Genomic DNA, 15,811 nt, shown 5'->3' with positions numbered 1-15,811 from the left:
AGGACCGGATGTGGTGAGTGTCGAGGACACAACCGCAACGCTGGATGACTCGACCCTGATCGGGCATTCGCTGAGCGATCCTGAGCGTTTCGCCGCGCTCTTCGACCGGCACGCCGACGAGATCCACAGGTACGCCGCCCGCCGCCTGGGCGCCGAGCTGGCCGACGACGTGACGGGGGAGGTGTTCCTCGTCGCCTTCCGCGGCCGCGGCCGCTACGACCGCACCCTGCCCGACGCCCGTCCCTGGCTGTACGGCATCGCCACCAAGGTCGTGTCCCAGCACCGCAGGGCCGAACGGCGGCGCACCGCGGCCATGGCCAGGGTCGGCGCCGAGCGTCCGGGCACGTTCGACGAGCGCAGCGCCGACCGGGTCACCGCCGAGCAGCTCCAGCCCCGCCTGGCCAGGGCGCTGACCAGGCTCAGCGCGAGCGAGCGCGACCTGCTGCTGCTCGTGGCGTGGGCCGACCTGACCTATGAGGACGCCGCGCGCGCCCTCGGGGTGCCCGTCGGCACCGTCCGGTCCAGGCTGCACCGGCTCCGCGTCAAGGTACGCAGGGCGCTCGGCGGCATCGATCCCTTCGCAGAGGAGCCCCAGCATGGATGACGAGATCCGGACGTTCGCCGACGGCAGGCCGTCGGCGCCGGCGTACGAGCCGCAGGCCCGCGCGCGGGCCAGGGAACGGCTGCTGGCCGAGGCGCGCGGCGGGCGGCGCCTGCGGCTGCCGAGGCTGGGCTGGCAGGCGGCCGCGGCCTTCGGCGTCACGGTGGTCCTGGTCGGCGGCGTGGCGGTGGCGCTGTCCGGCCAGGGCGGGACGGACGCCCGCCCGGCCACCTCCGTGCTGCTCGCGGCCGGCGAGCTGAACCCCCGGCCGGACCAGTTCATCCTGATCGAGTCCGACACCATGTACGGCTCGCACTCGATCGACAGCTCCGGCGCACAGAGCCGCTACCTCTACCGCCAGCACCGCAGGATCTGGAAGTCCGTGGACGGCAGCAAGGACGGCCTGCTGCAGATCGAAGGCCGCGAGCCGCGCCCCTGGCCGGGCGAGCCGCTGCCCGCGGACGCCACCAGCCGGCAGGGCAGCGAGTGGAACCGGCTGGCCGCCTGCCCCGACCGGCGCGGCCCCTACCGCGACGACTACGCCTACCTGAGCACGCTCCCGGCCGACGCCACGGGCATGCGCGACCGCCTGTACCAGTCGTCCCCCAAGGGCGGCAAGGACGTCGATCCCGACGCCGTCGCCTTCACCCGCGCCGGCGACCTCGTCAGGGAGAACTACCTGCCCAAGGCGCAGCGGGAGGCCCTGTTCGAGGCGGTGAAGGCGATCCCCGGCGTCGAGGCGGCCGAGGGCGTCGCCGACTCCTCGGGACGCGTGGGCGTGGCGCTGGGCCGGATCGCCGACTGGGGCGTGCGCGAGGAGCTGATCTTCGACCCGGCCGGGCACACGTTCCTGGGCGAGCGGCAGGTCGTGGTCGACGCCAAGGCGGGCGCGCCCAAGGACAGCGTCCTGGCGCTGACCGCCCAGCTCGACGTCTCCGTGGTGGACGCCCTGCCGGAGGCCCCCGGCGCCGCCTCCGACGCGAGTTGCATGGCGGAGACCCTGGCCCCCACGCCCGTCCCGTCGGAGTCCGGCTCGACGACGGCGGAGCTGCCGACGGCCGAGGCGACGATCACGTTCACCCCGGAGCCGACCAGCGTGCCCGCGGCCGAGTCGACCGGCGAGCCGGAGCCGACGGTGACGCGTACCGTCACCCCTACCCCGATGGAGAGCGCCCCCGCCGGTTCGTGACCCCCGGCCGGCCGACCACCCAGCAGGCCCACAGGGCGCGCCGTCACGGCGGCGCGCCCGTGAAGGGTCAGCGGCCGTTTCCTGGAGGGCCGCCGGCCGTAGTACGGCGGGCGGCGTGACCAGGCGAAGCCGTAAGAGACCTAGAGGTCTTCAAGGACGGCGGCGAGCTGGTCGACCGCCCAGACCAGGTCCTCCTCGGAGATCACGATCGGCGGCGCGAGCCGGATCGTGGACCCGTGGGTGTCCTTGGCGAGCACGCCGCGCGCCATCAGCGCCTTGGAGACCTCGCGCCCGGTGCCGAGGGCCGGGTCGATGTCCACGCCCGCCCACAGCCCGCGCCCGCGCACCGCCACCACGCCCTTGCCGGCCAGCTCGCGCAGCCGCGCGTGCAGCACCTCGCCGAGCCGGGCGGCCCTGGCCTGGAACTCGCCGGTGTTCAGGATGTCGATGACGGCGATGCCGACCGCGCAGGCCAGCGGGTTGCCGCCGAACGTGGATCCGTGCTGGCCCGGCTTGATGACCCCGAGGACGTCCTCGTCCGCGGCGATGGCCGAGACCGGCACCACGCCGCCGCCGAGCGCCTTGCCCAGGATGTAGACGTCGGGGACGACGTTCTCGTGGTCGCAGGCGAACGTGCGGCCGGTGCGCCCGAGGCCCGACTGGATCTCGTCGGCGATCATCAGCACGTTGTTCTCGGTGCAGATGCGCCGGACCTCGGTCAGGTAGCCGTCCGGCGGCACCAGCACGCCGGCCTCGCCCTGGATAGGCTCGACGAGGACGGCCACGGTGTTGTCGTCGATCGCCTCACGAATCGCCTCGGCCGAGCCGTAGCGGACGATCCGGAACCCGGGCGTGTACGGCCCGAACCCGTCGTGCGCGTCGGGGTCGGTGGAGAAGCTGATGATCGTGGTGGTGCGGCCGTGGAAGTTGTCCTCCATCACGATGATGTTGGCCTGCTCCGGCGCGACGCCCTTGACCTCGTAACCCCACTTGCGGGCCACCTTGATCGCGGTCTCGACGGCCTCGGCGCCGGTGTTCATCGGCAGGATCATGTCCTTGCCGGTGAGGTCGCCGAGCCCGGCGCAGAACTGGGCGAACTGGTCGTGGTAGAAGGCCCGGCTGGTCAGCGTGAGGTTCTTCAGCTGCTCCTGGGCGGCCTCGATGATCTTCGGGTTGCCGTGACCGAAGTTCAGTGACGAGTAGCCCGACAGGCAGTCGAGATAACGCTTGCCCTCGACGTCGGTGACCCACGCGCCGTGCGCCTCGTGGATGACCACGGGCAGCGGATGGTAGTTGTGCGCGCTGCGGCGCTCGCTTACTTCGATCAGCTCTGCGCTGGTGCTCATGTTACTTCTCCCCCCTGATCTCCAGTGTGCAGCACTTGGGACCGCCGCCCGCCTTGCGCAGCTCCGACAGCTCGACCGGGATCACCTCGTAGCCGTGCCGCTTGAGCTCCAGCTGGAGCCCGGACGCCTCGGAGTTGATCACCACGTTCCTGCCGTCGCTGACCGCGTTGAGGCCGAGCACCTCGGCGTCCTCGGCGGTCGCGATCACCGCGTCCGGGAACATCGCGCGCAGCACCTCCTGGCTGCCCTGGGAGAAGGCGCCGGGGTAGTAGGCGACGTTGCGGCCGTCGAGCGGGAACAGCGCGGTGTCCAGGTGGTAGAAGCGCGGGTCGACCAGCTTCAGCGAGACGACCGGGCGGCCCAGGTACTCCTGCGCCTCCTGGTGGGCGACCACGTCGGTGCGGAAGCCGGTGCCGGCCAGGATGACGTCGTCGAGGGTGAGGAAGTCGCCCTCGCCCTCGTTGACGTGCGTGGGCTCCAGCGTCGGGTAGCCGCGCTCGACGAACCAGCGCAGGTAGGCCGGGCCCTCGGGGCCGCGCTCGGGGAAGGTGAAGCGGGCGCCGTAGACCCGGCCGCCGACGACCAGCGCGCCGTTGGCGGCGAACACCATGTCGGGCAGGCCCTCGATCGGGTCGATGAGGCTGACCTGGTGCCCGAGCTCCTCGTACGCCGACTTCAGCCCTTCCCACTGCCGGATCGCCACCTCACGGTCGGCGCCGGCCTCGGGGTCCATCCACGGGTTGATGGCGTACTCGACCGCGAAGTAGTCCGGGCGGCACATGAGGAAGTGTTTGGGCATGCAGGGCTCCGTCGTCATTGCAGGGGAAGTTCCCGTGTCGGGGGAGACGAGCACAGCCTAAGAATTGACGTTTGCGCAGGCCAAGCGGTGCGCATTGCGCGTTGGCGCAGGTCTGTTGCGTCTATCGGCCGGCGACGTGCGATCCGTTGCGCGACTCCGTCAGGGCGGCTCCGGGAGGGGTGTCGACCAGCCGCGACAGCACGATCGAGCTCTTGGTCCGCACCACGAAAGCCTGCGCCGCGATGCGCTCGATGACCCGCTCGACGTGCCGCACGTCCGTGGCCCTGATGTGCAGCAGCGCGTCGGCCTCGCCGGTGATCGTGGCCGCCGCCACCACCTCGGGGAACTTGGCCACCGCCAGGGCGATGTCCGACGGCTTGGTCTTGCCCTGGCAGAACAGCTCGACGTACGCCTCGGTGGTCCAGCCGAGCGCCTGCGGCGCGACCCGCGCGCTGAAGCCGGTGATCGCCCCGCTCTTCTGCAGCCGGTCGACCCGCCGCTTGACGGCCGACGCGCTCAGCCCCACCTGCTGGCCGATGTCCGCGTAGGTCGCGCGGGCGTCGTCGACGAGCGCCGCGATGATGTCACGATCGAGCCGGTCCAGTTCCACGGGCTCTGTATACCGCCTGGCCAGGCTGGCGCGCGACGAGCGGCGCGCGGGAGACTGGGCGTTCGGTCCACTGCCGGAGGATTGCCGCCACATGAACAGCGCACGTTTTCCCGAGGGTTTCGTCTGGGGGGTCTCGACGTCGGCCTTCCAGATCGAGGGCGGCACGGCCGCCGACGGCCGTGGGCCGTCCATTTGGGACGCCTTCGCCGGTGGCCCGGCCGACGCCTGCGACCATTACCGCCGATATCGCGAGGACGTCTCGCTGATGAAAGACCTGGGAATGGCCGCGTACCGGTTCTCGGTGAGCTGGCCGCGCATTCTCCCGGACGGCTCCGGAAAGGTGAACGCGGCCGGTCTCGACTTTTACCAGCGGCTGGTCGACGCCCTGCTGGAGGCGGGCATCACGCCCTTGGCCACCCTTTATCACTGGGATCTGCCGCAGGCGCTGCAGGAGCGCGGCGGATGGCCGTCCCGCGACACCGCCCGCTGTTTCGCGGACTACGCGGCGATCGTGGCCGAGCGGCTGAGCGACCGGGTCGGCACCTGGCTCACCGTCAACGAGCCGTGGGTGGCGGCCTTCGTCGGCCACGGCTCGGGGGTGCACGCGCCGGGCCGCCGGTCGGCCGCCGAGGCGTTCAGAAGCGCTCACCACCTGCTGCTCGCCCACGGCCTGGGCGCCCAGGCCCTGCGCGCCGCCGGGGCCGCCGAGGTGGGGGCCGTGCTCAACTTCTCGCCCGTGCTGACGCCGGCCCAGGTCGGCGACTTCGACCGGCCGCTGTCGGAGGAGGACGCCGAGGCCGTGGCCAGGATCGACGCGCTCGTCCACCGGCAGTTCCTCGACCCGATGCTGCGCGGCGCCTACCCCGCCGACCTGCTGCCGGTCATCGAGGAGCACGCCGGGCTCGGGCACGTCCACGACGGCGACCTGGCCGACATCGCCCAGCCGCTCGACCTGCTCGGCGTCAACTACTACGCGCCCGCCGTCGTCCAGGCGCAGCCCGGCGAACCGGCCGACCCGGCTTATCCGGGAAGCGCGGGCGTGCTTTTCAGCACCATTCCCACGGCGGTCACCGCGATGGGCTGGCCGATCGTCCCGAACGCCCTTTCCCTGTTACTGCGGCGGCTCGCCGGCGAATATCCCGGGCTCGAACTCATGATTACCGAGAATGGCGCGGACTTCGTCGACACGGTCACTCCCGACGGCATTCACGACGTCGACCGCGTGCATTTCATCGAGGAACATCTGCGGGCCCTGCGGACCGCCGTCGAGGAGGGCGCGAACGTCCGCGGATATCTCGCCTGGACGCTGCTCGACAATCTCGAATGGGCCGAGGGATACCGGCGCAAGTTCGGCCTCGTGCACGTTGACTTCGACACCCAGCGCAGGCGGCCCAAGGACAGCGCGCTGTGGTACCGCGACGTGATCAGGCGCAACGGCCTGACCGAGGCCCCGCCCAGGCGTCCCACGCTGGAGACCGTGGCCGCCCGCGCCCGCGTCTCCCGGGCCACGGTCTCCCGCGTCGTCAACGGCGAGGCTTCGGTCAGCCCCGAGGTGCGCTCCACGGTCCTCCAGGCCGTCAAGGAGCTCGGCTACGTGCCCAACGCCGCCGCCCGCAGCCTGGTGACCCGGCGCACCGACACCGTCGCGCTCGTGCTGTCGGCCCCCAGGCACGCCGCCGACCCGATGGTCGCGGCCGTCGTCCAGTACGTGACGAGCCTGCTGGAGGGCGCGGGCAAGCAGATCACCCTCATGCTCGCCGACACCGCCGAGAGCCAGCGCCGCGTCGTCCGGCACGCCGAGGCGCGGCTGGTGGACGGCGTCGTCCTGCTGCCGCCCGAGCGGGGCGACACCCTGGCCGAACGGCTCTCGCGCACCGGCGTGCCGCTCGTGCTGCTGGGCCGGCCGCCGGTCGCCTCGCTGGTGCCGTACGTGGACGCCGACAACGCCGCGGGCGCGGCGGCGGCCACCGAGCACCTGCTGGCCACCGGCCGCCGCCGGATCGGCATGATCTGCGGCCCGATGGACCTGGTCGCCACCCAGGACCGGCTCGCCGGCCACCGCGCGGCCCTCGACCGCGCCGGGCTGCGGCCCAGGCTGGCGATCGGCGACCTGACCCGGGGCTCCGGCACGGCGGCGGCCGGGCAGCTCCTCGGCGACGCCCCCGACCTGGACGCGATCTTCGCGGCCGACGACCAGATGGCGATCGGCGCGCTGCTGGCGGCCCGCGCCACGGGCCGGCGAGTGCCCGACGACCTGGCGATCGTGGGCTTCGACGACATCGACGCCGCCTCGGCCACCACTCCCGCCCTCACCACCGTCCGGGTGCCCGTCACCGAGCAGGCGCTGGCGCTGGCGCGGCTGCTGCTGTCGCGGCTGGAGGGCAGGAGCACCACGCCGGTCGTGCTGCCCACCCGGCTGGTGGTACGGGAGTCGGCATAGACGGAAACCGCGCGGCTTCGCGAAACGATCGCTTTCTCGGTTTCACTTGACAATTTCCGAAATGGCCATCTCTTCATTGGCGTACTTTTGAGATCAGGATATTCCGGAAAAGTCAACGGCGCTTTTCATTTGTCCCCTCCCCGGCGGGCGTGATAGTAAATCGGGCGTCAATTCTCGCCATTCCGGGAAGGACCACGCCATGAACGAGCCATCGGCCGACGTCGTCTGGAGCGTCGACCGTCGCTGCACCAACTGCGACGCCGCCCGGCAACTCGCCCCGGAGCTCATCGCCGAGGTCGCCGGCCGCTCCACGGTCGTCCGCGGGCCGCGCACCGAGACGGAGGAGCGGGCGATGTACGCCGCGGCGTTCGCCTGCCACACCCGATCGATCCGGCGCGGCACGCGCGGACCGGACCCCGCGCTCGATCCCTTTCCGCTGCCGCTCACGGAGCACGTGTACCTGTGCGGCCACAATTCGCCGCACACCGCCGGCGCGAACGCCTATCTGCTGCGCCGGCCCGCCGGGAACCTCATGATGATCGACACGCCGCGCTGGAGCGCCTCCCTGGCCGCGCGGTACGCCGCGTGCGGCCCGATCACCGACGTGCTGCTCACCCACCGCGACCACGCCGCGCACGGCCGCCAGTACGCCGACCGGTTCGGCGCCCGCCTGTGGATCCACGAGGGGGACCTGACCGCCGCCCCGGACGCCGACCGCGTTCTCCGGGGAGAAGAGCCGGTCGAGATCGCCGACGGCGTGACGGCCCACCCGCTGCCCGGGCACACCGAGGGCAGCGTGTTGTACGTCGCCGACGAGAGGTACTGCTTCAGCGGCGACAGCTTCTACTGGTCCAGGTCCGCCGGGGACCTCGCCGTCGCCGAGTCGGTCACCTGGTACTCCATCACCGTGCTGGCCGCGTCGCTGGCCCGTACGGCGGCGCGGATCCGGTTCGAATGGCTGCTGCCCGGCCACGGCGACCGCAGGCGGCTGCCCGCCGAGGAGTTCGCCCACAGGATGCGCGACCTGGCCGGGCGTACCGCGGAACTCGGGCCCCGGCCGATCGACTTCTCCGCGCTGCGCTGGTGAGCCGGATCCTGGCGGCGTGCGGCTTGATGGGGGAGGATCGGGTGGCAAGAGCGACATACGGCAGATGGAGGGGTCAAGTGTCCGAAGGGCCGGAAACCGGACAGACGCCTGAGTTGGGGCGCGCCTCTTCGCGCGATTCCCATGAGCACACCGTCGAGCGGATCAGGGACGTGACCCGCGGCGGCAAGGTCGTGCTGAAGGGGGGCGGCGTGGACACCGCCTTCCGGCAGCTCTTCCCCACCACCTATGACCTGGTCGTGGAGCATCCCGAGGGCGAGGAGACCGGCGAGGACAAGGAGCCGCGGGGGCCGCTCTCCTAGATCCGGCGTTCGAACAGGCGGGGGAAGACCTTGGACACCTTCGACAGCAGGTACTCGCCGTAGGTGCCGGTGAAGTCGACCTGGCCGTCCCACCGCTCGCCGGCGGCGTAGGGGAGGGGCGGCACCACGCTGTCCCACCCGGGGTCGAAGAAGAACGGGTAGCTCAGGCGCTCGTTGCCGCTGCGGTTGCGCACGCGGTGCGGCGTCGAGCGGTAGCGGCCGCCGGTGAGCTTGTCGAGCATGTCGCCGATGTTGCAGACGAACGTGCCGGGCAGCGGCGGCGCCTCGATCCAGCCGTCCGCCGTCCGGACCTGGAGGCCGCCGTTGGCGTCCTGGAGGAGGAGGGTGAGCAGGCCGTAGTCGGTGTGCTCGCCCACGCCCCAGGTCTCGTCGTCGTCCGGGGGCGCGGGCGGGTAGTGGAAGATCCGGAACAGCACGGTCGGGTCCGCGGTGTAGCCGGTGCGGAAGTAGCCCTCGTCCAGGCCCAGGCTGAGCGCGACCCCCGACATGACCGCCTGCGCGACCTCCGTCATCGTGTCCAGGTAGGCGAGCACGGCCTCCCGCAGCTCGGGCACCTGGACGGGGAACTGGTTGGGGCCGTGCAGCGGGAGCGGGCCGGGCGGCTGCTCGACGCCGAAGTAGACGCCCTCCTTCAGGTCCGGACGCCCGGAGGTCAGCTCGCCGCCCACCGGGAAGAAGCCGCGCCAGGCCGGGCCGCCCCGGTCCATCGAGATCTCGTCCTTGATCTCCTCGGGCAGCGCGAAGAAGCGCCTGGCGGCGGCGTCGAGCCGGTCGAGGAGCTCCTGCGGCACGCCGTGCCCGCGGACGTAGAAGAAGCCGCTGTCCCGGCAGGCCGCGCCGATCGCCGCACCGACGGCCTGCCTGTCACCGCCTGTGGTGTCGCTGAGCAGCGGGGAGATGTCGATCACCGGCAATTCGCGCACCGTCCCATTGTTCCCCATCTCCCGCCGTCACCACCGAAGCAGCCTCCGCCGTCCGCGGGCGGTCAGGTCGTCGAGAAGGTGAACCAGTTGACGTTGACGAAGTCGGCGGGCTGGCCGCTGCTGAAGGTCAGGTAGACGGTGTGCGTGCCGGTCACCCCGCTGATGTTGGCGGGGACCGTCCGCCAGCTCTGCCAGCCGCCCGTACTGGCCAGCGCGAAGTCGCCGATCGGCGGGGCGGACGGGCTGTCCAGCCGCACCTGCACCAGCCCGCTCACGCCGGCCGCCGCCCCCGACGCCACCCTGGCCTTGAACTGGCGGGCGGGCTCGGAGCCGAAGTTCACCCCGTCGTAGCGCAGCCAGTCGCCGCCCGCGATGGCGCCGACGTTCTGGCCGCCGCCGGTGTCGGTCGTGGCTTCCACGATGGTGCCGGACTGGGCCTGGTAGCGCTCGGCCTGGATGGTGGAGCGCGCGTCCACGCCGCCCGGGACGGTGGGGGTCGCCGTCGGGGTGGAGACCGTGCCGCTCTGCCAGACGGCCACGTAGTCCACCAGCAGCGGGTGCCCGGGGACGGTCGCGGCCGTCGGCGTGCCCGTGCCGGCCAGGGCGTTGGGGAACGCGCCGCCCATGGCCAGGTTGAGCAGCAGGAAGTAGCCGCCGTGTCCGGTCATGTCGGTCCAGGTGGTGGCGTCGAGCTGGTTCTGGCTCACGCTGTGGAACTGCTGGCCGTCGACGTACCAGCGGAGCTGGTTGGGGCTGGCGGCGCGGTCCCACTCGAAGCGGTAGGTGTGGAAGGCCGACTGGCAGGACGATCCGGGGCAGGCCCGGCTCGCGCCCAGGCCGGTCGTCTCGTTGCAGGGCCCGCCGGGGCTGACGCCGCAGTGGAGCACGCCCCACACGGAGTTGATGCCGTTGACGTTCTCCATGATGTCGAACTCGCCGATGCCCGGCCAGTTCCAGTAGTTCCCCCGGTACGGCGCCCCGAGCGCCCAGAACGCCGGCCAGTAGCCGAGCGCCGCCTGACCGGTCACGTTCGGCATCTGGATCCGGCCCTCGATCCGCAGGACGCGTCCGGCGGCCGGCTTGAAGTCGGCCCGCCTGGTCTCGATGCGGGCCGAGGTCCACTCGCCCGAGCCGCTGCGCAGGGGCGTGATGCGCAGGTTCCCGGAGCCGTCGAGGCTGACGTTGGAGGTGCTGGAGGTGTAGTTCTGGATCTCGCCGGTGCCCCAGTTGCCCGGCCCGCCGGGGTAGCCGTGCCCGGTGTCGATGATCCACTCGGCGGACGAGGGCGGCGTGCCCGCCGAGCCGTTGAAGTCGTCGGACCAGACCAGCGACCAGCCGGACGGCGTGGACGGCACGGACGCCGAGGCGCTGACGGCCACTTTGACGAGCAGGCCGGTGAGTGCCAGGAGCACCACCGCCACGGCCACCAGGCGGCGCCTGTGCCGGATCTCTGTTGTCATCCCTGCTCCATGGGGGGTGGTGGAGTCGAGTGAGAGAGCGCTCTCTTGAGGCGACGTAAACACGCTGCTGACCGCGTGTCAATATGGGAGAGCGCTCTAGAGCAGGTCGACGGACGACGTCCCTGCGGCCTCGAACGCCTCCCGCCAGAAGCTCTCCAGCAGCGGGAACCGGTCGGGGGCGGACTTCTTCCCCCGCAGGAACCCGTGCACCACCACCGCGTACCCGGACAGGTCGGGCAGCAGCCGCGCGTGCCGCAGTTCCTCGATCTTCCGGCCGCGGGCGGCCTCGCTCAGGTCCAGCTTGCCGACGTCCAGGTCGCCGTGGTTGTTGACCAGGTCGCTGAACACGATGAGCCGGTGCCCCCTGTCCGGCTGCCGCAGCGCGCTGAGCTGCTTGACCGCGTACCGCAGGGCGCCCAGTACGTCCGAGCCCCGGCCCTCCTTCGGGCAGTCGAGCAGCTCGACCGCCCGGGGCAGCACCTGCGTGATCCGGCGGGCCCTGACCCGGTCCTCGACCACGGGGTCACCGTCGGGGTTCTCGGTGCGGGCGGCGGCGATGGGCGCCGGGTCCGCGCGGCACGTGCTGCTCTCCGAGCTGCCGGTCACCGCCGCGAAGCCGATCCAGTCGCAGCCCTTGGCGAACTCCGGCAGCTCGGAGCCGACGTCGTTCCTGGAGGTCACCGGGTCGGCGTAGCCCGTCGAGTCGACGACCGCGCCGCACACCGGGCCCGGATCCGTGCCGCACCCGCTCACCAGGCCCGCGACCAACGCCAGCACCACGACGGGGACCGTTGACGGGCCTGCTCGGGCGGGTCGTGGCGAGAAGGGGCGCACCTCCGCGCGCCCGTCCGGCGGGTCCCCTCGCTTGAACGGCGCCTCCGCGCGCTCGTCCGGCGGGTCCCCTCGCCTGAACGGCCGCGACAAGAACGCCCTCCGCGTCTCCTGGCTCCGGCCGGACCGGACTCCGGCTCGAATGTCCGCAAATTTCAGACTAGTCCGTCATATCCTTTCCGGTGGGGCGATCCGGCGCCCGCACGCGAGACGGCGGCCACCGGCGCCCTGATCGGGAGCCCGTGACCGCCGTCGTGTCCGGAGGGGGAAGTGGCCGCTCAGCCCTTCTCCGCCTCGCCGGTGGCCTGCTCGAGCGCGTCCTCGGGCGAGGCCTCGAGGTCCTGCTCGGCGTCGGCCCCGGCCTGCGCGGAGGCCTTGTCCAGGCGCACCCAGCTCGTCACGCTCTCCACCGCGAACAGCACGAACAGGTACGCCGTCAGCACCGCGAGCACCGGCGTCAGCCAGCCCAGCGCCGCGCCGACACCGATGATCAGCAGGCGCAGCTCCCAGCCGAGCCCCGCGTGGAACACCCACGCGGGCGGCCAGATGCTCTGCCGGGTGCGGTAGACGGTGTCGTAGGTGTGGTAGCCCACCACGTAGACCAGCACGAACAGCAGCCACTTCGGCGCGCCGGCGGCCAGGCCGACCGCGATCATGGCGAGGAACTCGGTGCCGCGCAGCAGCGGCGGGGTGAGCCAGTCGAAGCGGCCCAGGTGGTCGCGCGGCGCGGTCGGCAGCACGAGCAGCAGCGTGATGGCCACCGGCAGGAGCAGCATGGGCCCCTTGTCGGGCAGCCCGACGACGGTGACGGCGACGACGGCGAGCAGCGCCACGAGCGTGGCGGGCACGGGCGGCAGGCCCTTGCCCAGCTTGCCCGCGAGGGCGTGCACGAGCGGGCCGTCGTCGCGGTAGGCGAGCAGGCGGGCGGTCTGGATGCGGCGGCGTTCCTCGTCGGGGTCCGGCGTGGGGGTGGCCATGGCCTGCGGTTGAGTGATCATACGAGCGACCTCATGAGGCGTCCGGTGAGGGTGTAGGCGGCGGCGACGGAGCCCCAGATCACGAGGGTGAGGAAAGTGATCCGGGCGTCGAAGAGGGCGGCGGTGATCGCGATGGCCGCGAACCGCTCGCCGATGGGGAACACGATCATCTTCCGCGCCCAGTGGACCGCGCGGAACTTGCCCGCCCTGGTCCACATCTTGAGCACGCCGCGCAGGCCCTGGCTGCGCTCGACCTTGCGCCGCTCCAGCGCCCTGCGCAGGTCGCGGTCGTCGGGGGCGTCGAGCGGGAGGGTGGGGAGCTGCCCGGGCGGCTTGCGCCGGTTGGAGATGCCGAAGGAGAAGTCGAGCAGGTGGCGTACGGACTGGAGCCCGATGGCGGCCAGCGCCAGGATCCAGATGTCGTCGCCGTTGCCCGAGACGACCCAGCCGACGGCCAGGCCGGCGAAGACCACGTATTCCTTGAAGCGGTCGAAGGTGGCGTCGAGCCAGGCCCCCAGCACGCCGAACTTGCGGGCGTACCGGGCCACCTGCCCGTCGACGCAGTCGAAGACGAAGGCGAAGTAGATCAGCAGGCCGCCGGCGACCATCCACGGCCGGTCGCCGGTGGCGAAGCAGGCGGCGGCGGCCACGCCGAGCAGGATCGAGATCAGCGTCACCTGGTTGGGCGTGAGCCCGCGCCGCGCCGCCCAACGGGCGATGAAGCGCGAGTAGGTGGAGACGAAGTAGGTGGTGAAGAAGCCGTCGGCGCCCTTGACCGCGTTGTTGAGCCGGGCGCGGTCCTCGTTCATGCCGGCCATCTCGGCGCCGGCCTCGTTGACCTCCTCCGGCGTGCTCACCCGGCGGTAGAACAGGTCGCGGCGGCCGCGCACGCCGACCGACACGCCGTTGCGCACCAGGCCGAACACCACGAGCTGGACGAGGTCGTCGTCCGCGCCGAAGCGGTCGGCCATGAGGGCCAGCTCGCGGCAGGTCTGCGCGAGCACGGGGGCGTTGCGGGCGCTGATGTGCAGCGGGCCGAGCACCACCGCGTTGGGCCTGGTCACCGCGTGGTTGGCGGTGCCGACCGACACGACGCGCGACTTGCCGACACGCGCGCGCACCGGCAGCCCTTCGAGACGGCCGTAGCCGATCTCCGGGTCGGCCTCGTCGATCGGGACGGTGTCCTCCTGCGCCTCCTCGGTCACCTCCAGCCGCGGCTCCTTGGCCACGAGCGCCAGCGCGCCGCGCTTGGCCTTGCTGATCTGGTAGATCAGCTCGTCGTGGAGGACCGAGTTCTGGGGGATGATGAAGAGGTTCTCCGTTGCCGATTCTGCGACGTCGGCCAGGGCACGCAGGGCGGCGGCCACGTCGCCGGTCTCGATCGTGGCGGGCCGCGGGTCATAGGAGACGAGCTGGCTGCGCAGCCGCTCGGCCACGGTGGGATTGCCGGGCAGCGCGGCCAGCCTCAGGCCGGTCGGAGAGGTGTCGGGGCCGGGCGAAGAGCCCAGCAGGACCACGCGGGTCATGACTCCCTTTCGAGGCAGTAGCGGGGGGTTGAACAACGGGTGATGCGGGGACAGACGTCAAAGTCTAGTGACGGCAGGGCAAACTCGCGTCACCAGAGCATGCCCGGAACATGCCGCGCGTGCGGCCGTAAGATGGGCAAGTGAGTCTCTACCGCGACGAAGGCGTCGTCCTGCGGACGCAGAAACTCGGTGAGGCCGATCGCATCGTCACCGTTCTGGCCAAGCGCACCGGCAAGATCCGGGCGGTGGCGAGGGGCGTGCGCCGCACCAAGTCACGCTTCGGCGCGCGGCTGGAGCCGTTCACGCACGTCGACCTCCAGCTCCACACCGGCCGCACGCTCGACGTGATCACCCAGGCGGAGACCATCAGGCCCTACGGCGAGGCGCTGGCCGTCGACTACCCCCGTTACACCGCCGGCAGCGCCATGCTGGAGACGGCCGACCGGCTGACCCACGGCGAGAAGGAGCCGGCGCTGCGGCAGTTCCTGCTGCTGGTCGGCGGCCTGCGCACACTGTCCGAACGCGTCCACGAGGCCAGGCTGGTCCTCGACGCGTACTTCCTGCGCTCGCTGGCGGTGGCCGGGTACGCGCCCGCGCTGGAGGCGTGCGCCAAGTGCCAGGCCCCGGCGGTCAGGGCCTTCGCCATCGTCGCGGGCGGCGTGGTGTGCGGGGCGTGCCGTCCGGCGGGCTCGGCGGTGCCGGCGGGGGAGACGATCGGGCTCATGACGGCGCTGCTGCGCGGCGACTGGGCCACCGCCGACGCCTCGGAGTCGCGCCACCGCAGCGAGTGCAGCGGTCTGGTGGCCGCATATCTGCAATGGCATCTGGAACACGGAATACGCTCTCTGCGACACGTCGAAAGGGAGCATGCGTGAACGTCCGGCCTCCGACCCCTCATCCGTCAGGCGCGACCCCGCCGCCGATCCCGCGTGACCTCGTGCCCCGGCACGTCGCCATCGTGATGGACGGCAACGGCCGCTGGGCCAAGGCACGCGGCCTGCCGCGCACCGAAGGGCACAAGGCGGGCGAGTCCTCGCTGTTCGACGTCATCGAGGGGGCCCTTGAGCTGGGCGTCCCCTACCTGAGCGCCTATGCCTTCTCCACGGAGAACTGGAAGCGCTCGCCCGACGAGGTGCGCTTCCTGATGGGCTTCAACCGCGACGTCATCAGGCGGCGGCGCGACGAGCTCAACGCCATGGGCGTGCGGGTGCGCTGGGCGGGCCGTCCGGGCCGGCTGTGGAAGAGCGTGATCTCCGAGCTGCAGAGCGCCGAGCAGATGACCGTCGGCAACAACAAGCTGACGTTGCAGTTCTGCGTCAACTACGGCGGCCAGGCCGAGATCGTCGACGCGGCGGTCAAGCTGGCGGCCGACATCGCGGCCGGGCGGGTCAAGCCGTCCAAGGTGAGCGAGAAGGTGTTCGCCCGCTACCTCGACGAGCCGGAGATCCCGCCGGTCGACCTGTTCCTGCGCTCCTCGGGCGAGCAGCGCTTCTCGAACTTCCTGCTCTGGCAGTCGGCCTACGCCGAGATGGTCTTCCTCGACCGGCTCTGGCCCGACTTCGACCGCCGCGACCTGTGGGCGGCGTGCGAGATCTACGCCAAGCGCGACCGCCGCTACGGCGGCGCGATCCCCAACGAGGTCACCGGCGCCTAGAGAAAACCCGGGTTCACCCCTGCTGAG

15 protein-coding genes are annotated in these 15,811 nt (G+C 71.8%); 7 read left to right on the top strand and 8 right to left on the bottom strand.

Features of this window, described 5'->3' with window-relative positions; all coding sequences use genetic code 11:
• Positions 1–13: 13 nt before the first annotated feature.
• Positions 14–604 (top strand): RNA polymerase sigma factor, encoded by a 591-nt coding sequence (locus ACNF49_RS46310; RefSeq protein WP_352352506.1) that lies wholly within the window; start codon positions 14–16, stop codon positions 602–604.
• Complete coding sequence (locus ACNF49_RS46305) at positions 597–1,790, top strand: CU044_5270 family protein (protein WP_482941704.1); 1,194 nt, start codon at positions 597–599, stop codon at positions 1,788–1,790. Before ACNF49_RS46310 ends, ACNF49_RS46305 begins: the two co-directional genes overlap by 8 nt.
• Before the next feature lie 140 nt (positions 1,791–1,930).
• Here ACNF49_RS46305 and rocD read toward each other — a convergent pair whose 3' ends face one another.
• The 3 genes from rocD to ACNF49_RS46290 all read right to left on the bottom strand — a co-directional run bounded on the left by rocD (position 1,931) and on the right by ACNF49_RS46290 (position 4,545).
• Complete coding sequence (rocD, locus tag ACNF49_RS46300; protein ID WP_352323415.1) at positions 1,931–3,136, bottom strand: ornithine--oxo-acid transaminase; 1,206 nt, start codon at positions 3,134–3,136, stop codon at positions 1,931–1,933.
• 1 nt (position 3,137) lies between these two features.
• Entirely contained in the window at positions 3,138–3,935 is a 798-nt protein-coding gene (ddaH, locus tag ACNF49_RS46295) for a dimethylargininase (RefSeq protein WP_352323414.1), read from the bottom strand.
• Positions 3,936–4,056: 121 nt separating this feature from the next.
• Complete coding sequence (locus ACNF49_RS46290) at positions 4,057–4,545, bottom strand: Lrp/AsnC family transcriptional regulator (RefSeq protein WP_357979360.1); 489 nt, start codon at positions 4,543–4,545, stop codon at positions 4,057–4,059.
• Positions 4,546–4,636: 91 nt separating this feature from the next.
• Between ACNF49_RS46290 and ACNF49_RS46285 the strand changes: the two genes are divergently transcribed.
• The 3 genes from ACNF49_RS46285 (at position 4,637) to ACNF49_RS46275 (ending at position 8,392) form a co-directional block, all read left to right on the top strand.
• A complete protein-coding gene (locus ACNF49_RS46285; RefSeq protein ID WP_482941703.1) occupies positions 4,637–6,985 on the top strand; it encodes a GH1 family beta-glucosidase in 2,349 nt (782 codons plus the stop codon).
• 199 nt (positions 6,986–7,184) lie between these two features.
• On the top strand, positions 7,185–8,072 hold the full coding sequence (locus tag ACNF49_RS46280; RefSeq protein ID WP_357979364.1) for an MBL fold metallo-hydrolase: 888 nt from the start codon (positions 7,185–7,187) through the stop codon (positions 8,070–8,072).
• Positions 8,073–8,185: 113 nt separating this feature from the next.
• Complete coding sequence (locus tag ACNF49_RS46275) at positions 8,186–8,392, top strand: hypothetical protein (RefSeq protein ID WP_482941702.1); 207 nt, start codon at positions 8,186–8,188, stop codon at positions 8,390–8,392.
• Here ACNF49_RS46275 and ACNF49_RS46270 read toward each other — a convergent pair.
• The 5 genes from ACNF49_RS46270 to ACNF49_RS46250 all read right to left on the bottom strand — a co-directional run bounded on the left by ACNF49_RS46270 (position 8,389) and on the right by ACNF49_RS46250 (position 14,130).
• Positions 8,389–9,336, bottom strand: coding sequence for an isopenicillin N synthase family dioxygenase (locus tag ACNF49_RS46270; protein ID WP_482941701.1), 948 nt, complete (start codon positions 9,334–9,336; stop codon positions 8,389–8,391). The genes ACNF49_RS46275 and ACNF49_RS46270 overlap by 4 nt on opposite strands.
• 62 nt (positions 9,337–9,398) lie before the next feature.
• Positions 9,399–10,796 carry a glycoside hydrolase family 16 protein gene (locus tag ACNF49_RS46265; protein ID WP_482941700.1) on the bottom strand — a complete coding sequence of 466 codons (1,398 nt, stop codon included), beginning with the start codon at positions 10,794–10,796 and terminating at the stop codon, positions 9,399–9,401.
• A gap of 96 nt (positions 10,797–10,892) precedes the next feature.
• Positions 10,893–11,576: a vWA domain-containing protein gene (locus ACNF49_RS46260; protein ID WP_482941699.1), complete on the bottom strand. Its 684-nt coding sequence runs from the start codon at positions 11,574–11,576 to the stop codon at positions 10,893–10,895.
• Between the two features lie 329 nt (positions 11,577–11,905).
• Entirely contained in the window at positions 11,906–12,625 is a 720-nt protein-coding gene (locus ACNF49_RS46255; RefSeq protein WP_357979373.1) for a DUF5941 domain-containing protein, read from the bottom strand.
• On the bottom strand, positions 12,622–14,130 hold the full coding sequence (locus ACNF49_RS46250) for a CDP-alcohol phosphatidyltransferase family protein (protein WP_357979375.1): 1,509 nt from the start codon (positions 14,128–14,130) through the stop codon (positions 12,622–12,624). Before ACNF49_RS46250 ends, ACNF49_RS46255 begins: the two co-directional genes overlap by 4 nt.
• A 140-nt stretch (positions 14,131–14,270) precedes the next feature.
• On the opposite strand from ACNF49_RS46250, the gene recO reads away from it, so the two are divergent.
• Together recO and ACNF49_RS46240 are read left to right on the top strand one after the other, a co-directional pair.
• Positions 14,271–15,005 (top strand): DNA repair protein RecO, encoded by a 735-nt coding sequence (recO, locus tag ACNF49_RS46245; protein ID WP_357979377.1) that lies wholly within the window; start codon positions 14,271–14,273, stop codon positions 15,003–15,005.
• On the top strand, positions 15,002–15,784 hold the full coding sequence (locus tag ACNF49_RS46240; RefSeq protein ID WP_482941698.1) for an isoprenyl transferase: 783 nt from the start codon (positions 15,002–15,004) through the stop codon (positions 15,782–15,784). Before recO ends, ACNF49_RS46240 begins: the two co-directional genes overlap by 4 nt.
• Positions 15,785–15,811 lie beyond the last annotated feature (27 nt).

This window comes from Actinomadura sp. ATCC 39365 (assembly GCF_054392275.1).
This window is presented reverse-complemented; position numbering and strand designations above follow the sequence as displayed.